Below are 13,073 nucleotides of genomic sequence, written 5' to 3' on the forward strand. Positions count from 1 at the left end.
CGTTCCCGCCATTCCGAAACCCATACCCGAATGGCCGCTTCTGGCGCCTTCCTAGACTGAACGCCGATCACGACAACTTCGCGATGATGGTGCGCAGCGCCTCGCCGAACTTGTGGATTTCGCCCACCGTATTGTAATGCACCAGCGAGGCGCGGATGGCGCCGCTGTCCATCGAGAGGTTGAGGCGCTTCATCAGCCGCGGTGCGTACATGTGGCCGTCGCGGATGCCGATCTGCATGTCGGCCATCTCCTCGACGATCCGCTGCGGCGACAATTTGCCGATGTTGAAGCAGAAGGTCGGCACGCGCTCATGGATGCGGGCCTCGTCGGCGACGCCGTAGATCGTCGCTCCACAGCCTTTCAGCACGGCGAGCATCTCGCGCGCCAGCATCAGTTCGTAGTCGCGGATGGCGCCCATGCCGGCGACGATGTTGTCGCGCCGCGAGCGGTTGTTGGACGGCGCCAGATTGCGGCCGATCAGCTCCAGATACTGCACGGCGGCATCCATGCCGGAGACGTTCTCGTAGATGAAGGTGCCGGCCTCGACCTTGTACGGCGGCTCGTCGGGAATGAAATCCTCGCGGAAGGTCGGCAAGCGCTTCAGCGTTTCGAAGCGGCCCCACAGAAAACCCATATGCGGCGAGAAATTCTTGTAGCCGGAGCAGACGAGATAGTCGCAGTCCCAGGCCTGCACGTCGATCAGCCCGTGCGGTCCGTAATGCACGCAATCGAGGAACACTTCGGCGCCGGCCGCGTGCGCGATCCTGGCCACGGAAGCGACATCGACGATCGAGCCGATCGAATGCGCCGTCACCGTGCAAGCGACGAGGCGGGTGCGATCGGACACCAGCGGGCGCAGATCGTCGACATGCAGATTGCCGTCCTCGCGCATCCGCCACCATTTGAATTTGGCGCCGGCCGATTCCAGCGCCAGCCATGTCGCGATGTTGGCGTCGTGGTCCATGTCGGTGATGACGATCTCGTCGCGCTCTCCCAGCATCTGGCCGATGCCGAGGCTGACCAGGCGGATGAACGAGGTGGCGTTCATGCCGAAGCAGATTTCCGCCGGGCTGTAGGCGTTGATCAGCAGGGCTACGCTTGTCCGCGCATCGGCAACCGACTGGTCGACGGTGACGCTGCGGCCATAGCGGCCGCCGCGCTGCACATTGTGCGAAACCAGATGGTTGGTCACCGCGTCGAGCACGCTCTGCGGGATCTGCGCGCCGGCGGCATTGTCCAAAAAGATGAAGTCACCGGCCCGCTGCAAGGCTGGAAACATGGCGCGGATGGTGTCGACGGGGAACGCGGTGGCATTCGCATTGTCGGTTTGATGCTTGTTCACGGGCAGGCTCCTGCGAAGGGCTTTGGCGGGTGGGATCGGTTGGCGAGGTCAGCGCTTCTTTTCGGTCTTGAAGCGCTCCTCAAGCAGGCTGACGAGGCGGACCATCGGCCAGAGGAAGATGAGATAGACAAGTGCGGCGCCGATCAGCGGCGAGGGGTTGGCGTAGAGCGACTGCGCGTTGGTCGCTTCTTTCAAGAGTTCCGGCAGCGCCACGGTCGAGGCGAGCGAGGTGTCCTTGAACATCGAGACGCAGTTGCTGGTCATCGGCGGAACGACGACGCGGATCGCCTGCGGCAGCACCACCTTGCGCAAAGTCAGTAAGAACGGCAGGCCGAGTGCCTGCGACGCCTCGAACTGGCCGCGCGGAATGCTTTCGATGCCGGAGCGGAACACCTCGGCCGAGTAGGCCGACATGATGAAGGCGAAGGCAGTCACGGCCGACGCCCAGGACGACAGGCGTATGCCGAGGAAGGGCAGCGCATAGTAGATCAGGATCAGCACGACCAGCACCGGCAGGGCGCGGAAAATGTCGGTGTAGCCGACCGCCAGCCACCGCAGCGGCTTCGGCGCATAGAGCCGCACCAGGCTGATCCCCAGGCCGATGGGGATGCCGATGCCGATGCTCAAAATGCCGAGCAGCAGTGTGTTCAGAAAGCCGCGCAGCAGCGCCGGCAGGCTGGACATGATGACATCGGGATTGAAGAAGGTATCCAGCAGCGACATGGGAGCGTTCCCGAACCCGAGAGCAAGGATGCTCAGGTTAAAACCAATCGACCTCGCCAACGGCGAGACGGTCTGCGCGGAAGCCGGCGCTGGCGCGTGAAATGAATCGTGCCGGCCTGGAAAGCCGGCACGATGTCAGCGCAGCTTTCAGCTCAGGCCTTCGGCAGCGGCATTTCCTTCATGGTCGAAGAGTCGGCGGGCGCGTCGCTGCCGAACCACTTCTTGTGGATGGCGGCCAGCGTGCCGTCCTTCTTCATCGCGGTCAGCGCGTCGTTCAGCTTGCCGAGCAGCGGATGGTCCTTGGTCATCATCAGGCCGTATTGTTCGCCGGTCTTGATGCGCTCCTTGACGACCAGGTCCTTCATCTTGGTGAAGGAATATTCCATGCCTGGAATGTCGCTGACGGCGGCATCGACGCGGCCGGCGCTGAGGTCGAGCAGCAGGTTCTGCTGCGTGTCGTAACCCTTGACGTCGCTGAAGCCGTCGGCTTCCTGATGCGCCTTGACCCAGGTCTCGCCCGTCGAGCCGGACAGCACGCCGATGATCTTGCCCTTGAGGTCGGCTTCGGCCTTGATCGGGCTGTCGGCCTTGGTGGCGATGCCCATGTCGGAATCATAATAGGGCTGCGTGAACGACTGCGACTTCAGCCGCTCCGCCGTGATGGTGATCGACGAGATGGCGACGTCGATGCGCTTCGACGTGGTGGCGGCGAACAGCGCCTGGAAGCCGAGATCGGCGATGTCGGTGGTCATGCCGACGCGCTTTGCCGCTTCGTTGACGATGTCGACTTCGAAACCCTCGAAGGTGCCGCTCTCGTTCTTGAATTCGAAGGGCGGATTGGTCGGGTAGGCGCCGACATTCAGCACATCGGCGGCATAGGCGGTGGCGGGGCCGGCGGCGATGCCGATGGCGGCGGCGAGAAGAAGCAGTTTGCGACGAGTGAAGCTCATTTGTGTTCCCTCTGTTGTTGATCGGACGGGTTGCTCCCGCACGGTTTTTTGCCGTCCCGCTTTCGCTGGGGCGTCAATTCATGGCAGCGACCATGCGCTCAAGCGCGGTCGCTATCTCCTTGCGTTCATGGCAGACGCACATCCGCAGGAAGGGTGTTGCCGAATTTCCGAAGAGATGGCCGGGCGCCAGGCCGACGCGCGCCGTCTCCAATATCCTGGCGCAGGCGTTGCGTGCATCGCTTTCGCCCTCCATGGCAAAGAAGGCATACATGCCGCCGCGCGGCTTCGCCGGCAGGATGATGCCTGGAATTTGCGCCAGCCTGTCATAGGCAAGGTCGAGGCCGGTCCTGATCCGCTGCCGGATTTCCTCGACCAGCGGCTCGCCCTGGCGGATGGCCGCGACAGCACCGGCCTGGATCGGAGCCGCGGTGCCGCTGTTGACATATTGGGTCATGGCGCCGAGCTGGTCGGCCACCCCGGACGGATGCGTCAGCCAGCCGATCCGCCAGCCGGTCATCGCCCAGGCCTTGGAGAAGCTGTTGACCGACAGCACCCTGTCGCCGTCCTCGGCAATCTGCAGGATGGACGGTGCCACGTCGCCGTCGAAATAAAGCCGGCCATAGACCTCGTCGGAGATGATCCAGATGCCGGTGCGGCGGCTGAAATCGAGCAGCGCCTGCATCTCCTCGCGCGATGCGGTCCAGCCGGTCGGGTTGGAGGGCGTCGACAGGAAGATCGCCCGCGTGCGTGCGTCGCAGGTGGCGAACAGCCGGTCGAGGTCGAGATGCCAGTCGCCCTTGAAGTCGAGCGAAAACGGCCGCGGCTCACCGCCGATCAAATGGATAGCGTTGTGGATGTTGGGCCATTGCGGCGCGACATAGACGACGTTGCTGCCGGTATCGACCAGCAGTTCCAGCGCCAGGTACAGCGCCTGCATGCCGCCCGGCGTGACGGTGGTGCGTGCGATCGGGATCGGCCGGCCATGGATGCGCGTCTGGTATTCCGACAGCGCTTCGTTCAAGGGCCCATGGCCGCGCATGTTGGGAACGTAGAAGGTCAGGCCTTCATCGAAGGCTGCCTTGGCGGCGTCGCGGATGAAGGCCGGCGTCACCATGTCGCCTTCGCCGTACCACAGCGCGATCACATCGCCCAGTTCACGCGCCCGCACGGCAAGGTTGGCGATGTTTTCGGTGTGCAGATCGCGGATCTGCGCCCGCACGCCATCGAAGGCATAGCGCGCGCTGGACGATGACTGGGGCAGTACGAACGACAAGGACTGAAACCCCTCCCACCCGGAGCACAACGATGGACTGGCCGGGAAGCCCGTCCGGTACGGCCGTCGCCATCGATCCTGGAATGCTTATCCAAAGCGCGGCACTTTTCAAGGCGAAAGTTTTAAGCTTAAAAAGTTTGACCGTCCTGTTGCCCGGCCGATACGCCTTTTTGCGCCTTGCTGCGCCCGTCTCAGGCCAGTTCGTCGCGTGCGGCGGCACAGTTCGCCGCAGCGCCGGCGCCGAGAAACATCGTGTCGCTGGCCAGGATGAAGAAGCTGGCGCCGATGGCTGCCCATTGCCCGACAGACTGCGGGCTGGCGCAAAATATGCCGGCGGCCTTGTCGTGCGCGATCGTCGCGCCGACAATCGTCCGGATCGCAGCATTGAGCCTGTCGATGCCTTGCGGTCCGATCGCATCGATCGACACCGAAAGATCGCCGGGGCCGACGAAGATCACGTCGACGCCGTCGACGGAAGCGATTGCTATGTTGGCCAGCCCTTCCGATGTCTCGACCTGGACCGCGGCGACGATCCTGTCATTGGCGCCGGCCAGATATTCGGGAATGCGATAGCCATAGCCGGCGGCCCGGCCGGGTCCGACGCCACGCTCGCCCTTGGGCGGATAGCGCGAGGCTTTCACCGCTGCTGCGGCCTGGGCTGATGTCGAGACGCGCGGCACCAGAACGCCTTGCGCGCCACTGTCCAGCGCCGCCTGGATGGCTTCCGGCGCATGGCCGGGAACGCGCACCATGGCGGGACGCGGTGTACATCGGCCGCGCGCACCATGGTCTCGATCATGTCGCGCGAGATCTGCGCATGCTCCCAGTCGATGCAGAGGAAATCGAGGCCGGACTGCGCCATCACTTCGACCGCGACGGGATGGGGAATGGCGATAAAGGAGCCGACAAGGCTCGTCTTGCCGATGCATTTCTGGCGGAACTCGCTCATGCCGATCCCCTTTTTCGTGCTGCCCAAATCCATATCCGCAAACAGTGGCGAGGCGAAGCTATTTCATGCTTGAAATATTTTTGCGGAGCCGTAGCGTGCGGTCTTCGCCGGGAGGTCGCGACATGAACAAACCACATCCCTTGCACGGCCCGAACAGATTGAAGCTCGGCGTCTTTTCGACCAATGCCGACGGCGGGCTGGCCATCACCGACGTGCCGGAACGCTGGGCGGCAAGCTGGCAGGACAATCTGACCGCGGCGCAGATCGCCGACCGCGCCGGCCTGGAGTTCATGCTGCCGATCGCGCGCTGGCGCGGCTTTGGCGGTCGCAACAAGGTGCGGGAATGGTCGTTCGAGACCTTCACCTGGGCGGCGGCACTTGCTGTGGCCACCGAGCAGATCGGCCTGTTCATGACCGTGCATGTGCCGCTGGTCCATCCGCTCTATGCCGCCAAGGCGCTGGCGACGGTCGACCATATCAGCCAAGGCCGCGCGGGCTTGAACATCGTCTGCGGCTGGAACCCGAAGGAATTCGGCATGTTCGGCATGCCTCTGGTCGAGAAGGGCTACGACCAGGCGGCCGAATGGATCGAGATCCTCGAAAAGCTTTACGCCTCGGCCGAACCGCTCGATTATCAAGGCACCTACTATCGCCTCAAGGAAGCCGTCAGCCGGCCGGCCAGCCTGCAGGTTCCGCGCCCGGTGACCATGAACGCCGCTTTCGGCGGGCCGGGGCGAGATTTTGCTGCCGCCAGATGCGATTATCTGTTCACGACCTTTTCCGAGATGAGCGATGCCGGCAAGCACGTCGCCGATATCAGCGAGCGGGCCGACAAGGCAGGTCGCAACGTCGGCGTCTACACCGTGGCGCATGTCGTCTGCCGCCCGACGATGGAAGAGGCGCAGGCCTATTACGCGCGCTATGCGGTCGATATGGCCGATCACGAAGCTGTCGATGCCCATATGGCGGGCAAGAAGGAATTCTCGCAATCGCATGACCCGCATGCCTATGACCGCTACCGGCAACGCTTCGCCGGCGGCGCCGGCACCTATCCGCTGATCGGAACCCCTGAAACGATCGCCGCCGACATGGCCGCCATCGCCGGGCATGGCTACCAGGGCATCGCGCTGTCCTTCGTCAATTACACGCAGGAGCTGCCTTATTTCTGCGACCACGTGCTGCCGATTTTGAAACAGGCGGGACTGCGCGAATAGTAGCATTGCTCCGGGAAGCGATCGGGCTGCCTGTTGGCAGTCAGGGATTTCATCATCAGTTTGGGTAGAACATTCGGAATTAGCCGGATCCTTCCCAACTTCGTCATCCACGGGCGGAGCAGGAGCGAAGCGACGTCGCGGAGACCCGAGGATCCTGCCGCGATATCAACCGGCAAGTGCGACGGAGCAGAACCCTGCACCGCTGCAACGCTTTGAAGTCGCGGCATGGATCCTGGGGGCTGCGCCGCGTCGCTGCGCTCCTTGCTCCGCCCCAGGATGACGAAGCGATGGGCGTTTATTCCGGGGATAACCAGAGGTTACTCCGGGATGACGGCGGTAGCCTGGATCTCCACCTTGGCGCGATCCTCGACCAGCGCCACCACCTGCATGGCGGCCATCGCCGGAAAATGCCGGCCGATCACCTCGCGATAGGCCTCGCCGATGCCCCTGAGGTTGGCGAGGTACTCGGCCTTGTCGGTAAAATACCAGGTCATCGAGGTGATGTGCTGCGGCCCCGCACCGGCCTCGGCCAGCACCGCGACGATGTTCTCGAGCGTCTGCTTCACCTGGCCGACGAAGTCGTCGGTCTCGAACTGGCCTTGCCCGTTCCAGCCGACCTGTCCGCCGACGAAGACGAGCCGCCCGCGTGCCGCGACGCCATTGGCGTAGCCGACAGGTTTTGCCCAGCCTTCCGGCTGCAGAATCGTATGCATTCAAAACCTCCCGGTATTCCAAAAACCAAGTCTCAAAATCGCTCGTCAATTTCCTGCCGTCAGGCCGCGCCCATCACCTGCCGCGCGATCACCACTTTCTGCACGTCGGAGGCACCCTCATAGATGCGCAGTGCGCGGATCTCGCGATACAGGCTTTCGATGATTTGGCCTTTGCGGACGCCGTCGCCGCCATGCAACTGTACCGCCTTGTCGATCACCTCTTGCGCCTTGTCGGTGGCGAACAGTTTGGCCATCGCTGCCTCGCGGGTGACGCGAGCGGCTCCCATGTCCTTGGTCCAGGCCGCGCGGTAGACCAGCAGGGCGGCCGCATCGACGTCGAGCGCCATATCGGCGATATGGCCTTGCACCATCTGCAGTTCGGCCATCGGCGCGCCGAACAGTTTGCGCTCGGCCACGCGTTTGATGCTTTCATCCAGCGCGCGGCGGGCAAAGCCGAGCGCCGCCGCACCGACCGTCGAGCGGAACACGTCGAGCACCGACATGGCGATGCGGAAGCCGTCGCCCGGTTTGCCGATCAGTGCCGAGGCCGGCAGGCGGACCTGGTCGAACGACAGCCGCGCCAGCGGATGCGGCGCGATCACTTCCAGCCGTTCGGCGATGCCAAGGCCCTTGGCGTCGCCAGGCACAAGGAAGGCCGAGAGTCCCTTGGCGCCCGGCGCCTCACCGGTGCGGGCAAAGACGACATAGAGGTCGGCAATGCCGCCATTGGAAATCCAGGTCTTTTCACCGGACAAAACATAGCTGTCGCCGTCGCGGGTCACCGTCATTTCGGTGTTGGCGACATCCGATCCCGAGCGTGGTTCCGACAGGGCGAAGGCTGATATCGCTTTGCCGGCACGGGTCTTCGAAAGCCATTGCTGCTGTTGCGGCGTGCCGAACAGGCTGAGCGCGCCGGTGCCGAGCCCCTGCATCGCGAAAGCGAAGTCAGCCAACCCGTCATGGCGGGCAAGCGTCTCGCGCGTGATGCACAGGGTGCGGACGTCGAGTGGTCCCGGATTGTCCGTGTCGATTGCCGTCGGCTTCAGCCAGCCGTCCCTGCCGAGCTTGCCCACCAGCTCGCGGCAGGCGGCGTCGACATCATGGTGATCGACCGGCAGGTTGGTCGCGCACCACGCCTCCAGCTTTTCGGCCAGCGCGCGATGGCGGTCCTCGAAGAACGGCCAGGAGAGGAAGGAACGGTCAGGCATTGTGTCTGCCTCCGTTATTCGGGCCTTGCGCTCTACGGCGCCCCCCTCTGTCCTGCCGGACATCTCCCCCTCTAGGGGGGAGATTGGCAGCTTCGCCGCCAAGGCTCATCCTGCCACGCTGGTGATTGGCGAAAACGGACGCAACATCCAATCTCCCCCCTAGAGGGGGAGATGTCCGGCAGGACAGAGGGGGGCGCTGTCCCGCCAACGTTTCCATTGAAACGATCATCCTCAATCCCCCTCGAACACCGGCTTTTCCTTGGCCACGAACGCATTGTAGGCACGTTCGAAGTCGCGGGTCTGCATGCAGATCGCCTGCGCCTGCGCTTCTGCTTCGATCGCCTGGTCGAGACCCATCGACCATTCCTGGTTGAGCTGCGTCTTGGTGATGCCGTGGGCGAAGGTCGGGCCGGAGACGATGCGCGCCGCCATGTCGAGCGCATCGGCCTCCAGCGCTGCGGCATCGACCAGCCTGTTATAAAACCCCCAGCGCTCGCCTTCCGCCGCCGTCATGGTGCGGCCGGTGTAGAGCAGTTCGGCGGCGCGGCCCTGGCCGATGATGCGCGGCAGGATCGCGCAGGCGCCCATGTCGCAGCCGGCGAGGCCGACGCGGGTGAACAGGAATGCCGTCTTCGCTTCCGGCGTGGCGATGCGGATATCGGAGCTCATCGCAATGATGGCGCCGGCGCCGACCGCGACGCCGTCGACCGCCGCAATGATCGGCTTGCCGCAATTCAGCATCGCCTTGACGAAATCGCCGGTCATGCGGGTGAAGGCCAAGAGCTGCTTCATGTCCATCTTGACCAGCGGGCCGATGATGTCGTGGACATCGCCCCCGGAGCAGAAATTTCCGCCATTGGAGAGGAACACCACGGCGTCGACATCGTCGGCATAGACGAGGTCGCGGAACGTGTCGCGCAGCTCGGCATAGCTGTCGAAGGTCAGCGGGTTCTTGCGTTCCGGCCGGTCGAGCCGGACCTTTACGATCCTGCCCTCGACCTCCCAGAGGAAATGCTTCGGCTTGCGCCCGGCCATTTCGGTCATTCGCGTCCCTCCCAGTTGCTGCGGAACGAGGTCAGCATGCCGGTCAGCCGGCGCGCATCGTCCTCGCTGACCTTGCCCAGCAGTTCGCCGATCCAGCCTTCATGCGCCGCGGCGATGGTGGCGAACGCCTGCGTGCCTTCCTCGGTCAGCCGCACCATCGACGTGCGGCGGTCGCCATTGCGCCTCGCGCGGGCGACAAGTCCTTCCGAAACCAGCCGGTCGACAATGCCCGTGACATTGCCGTTCGAGACCAAGAGGAACCGCGACAGGTCGCTCATCAGCATGCCTTCCGGCGCGCGATAAAGTGCTGCCATCACATCGAAGCGCGGCAGCGTCGTGTTGAACTCCTTCTTCAGGCGCTCGCGCAGCTCGGCCTCGATCGTGCGCGAGGCACGCAGCAGCCTGATCCACAGACGCAAGCGGTCCTTGCCGGGTCCCGACGGCGCGGGCAGGGGGCCGGCTACCATGTTTCGCCTCCTGAGATGGAAATCGCCTGTCCGGTGATCGATTGGGCAGCATCGCCACACAGCCACAGCACGGCGGCGGCAACCTCTTGCGGCTGGATGAAACGGCCTTGCGGGTTGGTCGAGGCAAGGCTCGACCGCGCCTGCTCGGTCGAGCGGCCGGTCTTCTCGATGATGCGCTGGATGGTCTCTTCCAGCATTTCGGTTTCGACAAAGCCCGGGCACACGGCGTTGACGGTGACACCCGATTTCGCCGTCTCGGCCGCCAGTGCCCGCATCAGGCCGACGACGCCATGCTTGGCAGCGACGTAAGGCGCGACATAGGCGTAGCCTTTCAGCCCTGCCGTGGAGGCGATGAAGACAATCCGGCCCGTCTTGCGAACGGCCATGCCGGCCAGCGCCGGCTTCACCGTCAGGAAGGCGCCGGTCAAATTGACGTCGAGCGTCCGCTGCCAGTCGGTAAGGGTGGTCTGGTGCGCAGGGGCGCTGCCGGCCATGCCGGCATTGGCGACGACGATGTCGAACGGCCCGCGCGCGGCTTGCGCCCTCTCGTAAAGCGCCGCCATTGCCGCCTCGTCGGTGACGTCGGCGGCGATGCCGAAGATGCGGTCGTTCTCGCCGGCCACCTTGGCGAGCTCTGCTTCCCGGCGGCCGCAGATGGTCACGTCGATGCCGGCACCTGCCAGCGCCAGCGCGATGGCCCGGCCGACGCCGGAGCCGCCGCCGGTCACCAGCGCGTGCTTGCCGGGTATCGTCGCGGCGGCCGTCATACTTTCAGCCCCGCTGCCGCGTCGCGCTCGGCCAGCCGGTAGAGCTGGTCGCGTCCAGGCAGATAGGGATCCGGCCATTTGACACCACGGTCGCCGAGCGTGACGGCGGCATGCAGCGTCCAGTAGGGGTCGGCGAGGTGCGGCCGTGCCAGCGCAACCAGGTCGGCGCGACCGGCCATCAGGATCGAATTGACATGGTCCGGCTCGTAGATGTTGCCGACCGCCATCGTCGCCATGCCGACCTCGTTGCGGATGCGGTCGGAAAACGGCGTCTGGAACATACGGCCGTAGACCGGTTTTGCCAGTGCCGAGGTCTGGCCGGCCGAGACGTCGCAGATGTCGACGCCGGCTTCGTGCAGCAGCCGTGCGATCTCGACCGCGTCGGCTGGTGTGACGCCCTCGATGCCGACCCAGTCATTGGCCGAAATGCGCATCGAGATCGGTTTCTCCGCCGGCCAGGCCGTGCGCACCGCGCGGAAGATTTCGAGGGGATAGCGCATGCGGTTCTCCAGCGAACCGCCATAGGCATCGGTGCGCCGGTTGGTGACCGGCGTGATGAAGGACGACAGGAGATAGCCGTGCGCGGCGTGGATCTCGAGCATGTCGAAGCCGCAACGATCGGCCATCTCGGCTGAGGCCACGAATTCGTCGCGCGCGCGGTCCATGTCGGCACGGTCCATCGCCTTCGGCACCTGGTTTTGCGGCGACCACGCGACGGCCGAGGCCGCCATCACTGGCCAGTTGCCCGAGGCCAGCGGCACGTCGGTGCCCTCCCAGCCAAGCCGGGTCGAGCCCTTGGCGCCGGAATGGCCAATCTGGGCGCAGATCTTGGCCCCGGTCTCGGTGTGGACGAAATCGACCAGCCGCTTCCACGCCACTTCATGTTCGGGCGCGTAGAAGCCGGGACAGCCGGGCGTGATGCGGCCTTCGGGACTGACGCAGGTCATCTCGATATAGAGGAGGCCGGCGCCGCCCTTGGCCCGCTCGGCGTAGTGGGTGAAGTGCCAGTCGGTCGGACAGCCATCGACGGCCTTGTACTGCGCCATTGGCGAGACGACGATGCGGTTCTGCAACCTCATGTCGCGCAGCTTGAACGGCGCGAACATCGGCGCACGGCGCAGGCTGTTGCCGCCGGCGCCCGCCTGACGCTGGAACCATTCTTCGGCGCCGCCCAGCCATTCGGCATCGCGCAGCCGCAAATTCTCGTGGCTGATGCGCTGCGAGCGGGTCAAAAGCGAGTAGTTGAACTGCACCGGATCGAGGCCGAGATAGCGCTCGACCTCCTCGAACCATTCCAGCGAATTGCGCGCCGCCGATTGCAGCTTCAGCACCTCGGTGCGGCGGGCATCCTCATATCTACGGAAAGCGGCGTCGAGGTCCGGCTCGGTTTCGACATACTCGGCCAGCGCCACCGCGCTTTCCAGCGCCAGCTTGGTGCCGGAGCCAATCGAGAAATGCGCCGATGCCGCCGCATCGCCCATCAATGCGAGATTCTTGTACGACCAGCGCTCGCACAGCACGCGCGGGAAATTAATCCATGCCGAACCACGGATATGGTTGGCATTGGTCATCAAGGCATGGCCGCCGAGATGTTTTTCGAAGATGCGCTCGCAGACGGCGATCGATTCCTGCTGCGACATCGCGCCGAAGCCGAAGGCAGCCCAGGTCTGTTCGCTGCACTCGACGATGAAGGTCGCGGTGTCGCTGTCGAACTGGTAGGCGTGCGCCCACACCCAGCCATGCTCGGTCTTCTCGAAGATGAAGGTGAAGGCATCGTCGAACTTCTGCTTGGTTCCGAGCCAGACGAATTTACATTTGCGGGTGTCGATGTCGGGCTTGAAGACGTCGACGAAAGTGTTGCGCGCCCTGGAGTTCAGGCCGTCGGCAGCGACGACCAGATCATGCGTCTCCATGTAAGGTCCGGGGTCGGCGATGTCGGTCTCGAACATCAGCTTGACGCCGAGTTCTCGGGCGCGACGCTGCAGCAGGACCAGCAGCCGCTTGCGGCCGATGCCGCAGAAACCGTGTCCGGTCGAAACCGTGCGCACGCCGTCATGGATGACCGCGATGTCGTCCCAGTAGGCAAAATGCTTCTTGATCCAGACGGCGCTGACCGGATCGTTTTTCGACAGGTTTTCAAGCGTCTCGGCCGACAGCACGACGCCCCAGCCGAACGTGTCGTCGGCGCGGTTGCGCTCGAACACCGTCACATCGTGCGCGGCGTCCCTGAGTTTCATCGAAATGGCAAAGTAGAGGCCGGCTGGTCCACCGCCGAGAACCGCAACCTTCATGTCTGCGATCTCCTCTTCGCTTGCTGGGTTCAGTATCGCGCCGGAGGTGAATTATTTCAAGCTTAAAGTTTCATATCGAAATGATTCAACGTCGCACCTGTGTGGCGTGCTTGCGGAACATCCGCAAGCACG

The 13,073-nt window shown here is 64.2% G+C and carries 11 protein-coding genes and 1 pseudogene; 1 reads left to right on the top strand and 11 read right to left on the bottom strand.

Annotated features, from left to right (window positions below; genetic code table 11):
- Positions 1-67 precede the first annotated feature (67 nt).
- From ACFOJ9_RS37265 to ACFOJ9_RS37285, 5 genes and pseudogenes are all read right to left on the bottom strand, one after another.
- Entirely contained in the window at positions 68-1,342 is a 1,275-nt protein-coding gene (locus ACFOJ9_RS37265) for a cysteine desulfurase-like protein (protein ID WP_378986920.1), read from the bottom strand.
- Between the two features lie 48 nt (positions 1,343-1,390).
- Positions 1,391-2,065: an amino acid ABC transporter permease gene (locus ACFOJ9_RS37270; protein ID WP_378986922.1), complete on the bottom strand. Its 675-nt coding sequence runs from the start codon at positions 2,063-2,065 to the stop codon at positions 1,391-1,393.
- A gap of 152 nt (positions 2,066-2,217) precedes the next feature.
- The gene (locus tag ACFOJ9_RS37275; protein WP_378986924.1) at positions 2,218-3,015 is read right to left on the bottom strand and encodes an ABC transporter substrate-binding protein; all 798 of its coding nucleotides are present in this window, start codon (positions 3,013-3,015) and stop codon (positions 2,218-2,220) included.
- 73 nt (positions 3,016-3,088) lie between these two features.
- Complete coding sequence (locus tag ACFOJ9_RS37280; protein WP_378986926.1) at positions 3,089-4,288, bottom strand: pyridoxal phosphate-dependent aminotransferase; 1,200 nt, start codon at positions 4,286-4,288, stop codon at positions 3,089-3,091.
- A gap of 191 nt (positions 4,289-4,479) precedes the next feature.
- Positions 4,480-5,237 (bottom strand): annotated as a pseudogene (locus tag ACFOJ9_RS37285) (HpcH/HpaI aldolase family protein).
- Between the two features lie 122 nt (positions 5,238-5,359).
- On the opposite strand from ACFOJ9_RS37285, the gene ACFOJ9_RS37290 reads away from it, so the two are divergent.
- A complete protein-coding gene (locus ACFOJ9_RS37290; RefSeq protein WP_378986928.1) occupies positions 5,360-6,451 on the top strand; it encodes an LLM class flavin-dependent oxidoreductase in 1,092 nt (363 codons plus the stop codon).
- Between the two features lie 317 nt (positions 6,452-6,768).
- On the opposite strand, the gene ACFOJ9_RS37295 is transcribed toward ACFOJ9_RS37290, so the two are convergent.
- The 6 genes from ACFOJ9_RS37295 to ACFOJ9_RS37320 all read right to left on the bottom strand — a co-directional run bounded on the left by ACFOJ9_RS37295 (position 6,769) and on the right by ACFOJ9_RS37320 (position 12,941).
- Positions 6,769-7,164 carry a RidA family protein gene (locus ACFOJ9_RS37295; protein WP_378986930.1) on the bottom strand — a complete coding sequence of 132 codons (396 nt, stop codon included), beginning with the start codon at positions 7,162-7,164 and terminating at the stop codon, positions 6,769-6,771.
- A gap of 59 nt (positions 7,165-7,223) precedes the next feature.
- Positions 7,224-8,372: an acyl-CoA dehydrogenase family protein gene (locus ACFOJ9_RS37300; RefSeq protein WP_378986932.1), complete on the bottom strand. Its 1,149-nt coding sequence runs from the start codon at positions 8,370-8,372 to the stop codon at positions 7,224-7,226.
- A gap of 231 nt (positions 8,373-8,603) precedes the next feature.
- Positions 8,604-9,416 carry an enoyl-CoA hydratase family protein gene (locus tag ACFOJ9_RS37305; protein ID WP_378986934.1) on the bottom strand — a complete coding sequence of 271 codons (813 nt, stop codon included), beginning with the start codon at positions 9,414-9,416 and terminating at the stop codon, positions 8,604-8,606.
- Positions 9,413-9,883 carry a MarR family winged helix-turn-helix transcriptional regulator gene (locus ACFOJ9_RS37310; protein WP_023811475.1) on the bottom strand — a complete coding sequence of 157 codons (471 nt, stop codon included), beginning with the start codon at positions 9,881-9,883 and terminating at the stop codon, positions 9,413-9,415. The genes ACFOJ9_RS37305 and ACFOJ9_RS37310 overlap by 4 nt, the downstream gene beginning before the upstream one ends.
- Complete coding sequence (locus ACFOJ9_RS37315; protein ID WP_378986936.1) at positions 9,877-10,650, bottom strand: SDR family NAD(P)-dependent oxidoreductase; 774 nt, start codon at positions 10,648-10,650, stop codon at positions 9,877-9,879. The genes ACFOJ9_RS37310 and ACFOJ9_RS37315 overlap by 7 nt, the downstream gene beginning before the upstream one ends.
- Positions 10,647-12,941, bottom strand: coding sequence for a bifunctional salicylyl-CoA 5-hydroxylase/oxidoreductase (locus ACFOJ9_RS37320; RefSeq protein WP_378986938.1), 2,295 nt, complete (start codon positions 12,939-12,941; stop codon positions 10,647-10,649). Before ACFOJ9_RS37320 ends, ACFOJ9_RS37315 begins: the two co-directional genes overlap by 4 nt.
- Positions 12,942-13,073: the final 132 nt, after the last annotated feature.

Source organism: Mesorhizobium cantuariense, from assembly GCF_042647205.1.
GTDB lineage: Bacteria > Pseudomonadota > Alphaproteobacteria > Rhizobiales > Rhizobiaceae > Mesorhizobium > Mesorhizobium cantuariense.

Coding starts and splice junctions, on each gene's coding strand:
- ACFOJ9_RS37270 (WP_378986922.1), bottom strand. CDS start 2,065: ATGTCGCTGCTGGATACCTTCTTCAATCCCGATGTCATCATGTCCAGC.
- ACFOJ9_RS37275 (WP_378986924.1), bottom strand. CDS start 3,015: ATGAGCTTCACTCGTCGCAAACTGCTTCTTCTCGCCGCCGCCATCGGC.
- ACFOJ9_RS37290 (WP_378986928.1), top strand. CDS start 5,360: ATGAACAAACCACATCCCTTGCACGGCCCGAACAGATTGAAGCTCGGC.
- ACFOJ9_RS37295 (WP_378986930.1), bottom strand. CDS start 7,164: ATGCATACGATTCTGCAGCCGGAAGGCTGGGCAAAACCTGTCGGCTAC.
- ACFOJ9_RS37300 (WP_378986932.1), bottom strand. CDS start 8,372: ATGCCTGACCGTTCCTTCCTCTCCTGGCCGTTCTTCGAGGACCGCCAT.
- ACFOJ9_RS37305 (WP_378986934.1), bottom strand. CDS start 9,416: ATGACCGAAATGGCCGGGCGCAAGCCGAAGCATTTCCTCTGGGAGGTC.
- ACFOJ9_RS37310 (WP_023811475.1), bottom strand. CDS start 9,883: ATGGTAGCCGGCCCCCTGCCCGCGCCGTCGGGACCCGGCAAGGACCGC.
- ACFOJ9_RS37315 (WP_378986936.1), bottom strand. CDS start 10,650: ATGACGGCCGCCGCGACGATACCCGGCAAGCACGCGCTGGTGACCGGC.
- ACFOJ9_RS37320 (WP_378986938.1), bottom strand. CDS start 12,941: ATGAAGGTTGCGGTTCTCGGCGGTGGACCAGCCGGCCTCTACTTTGCC.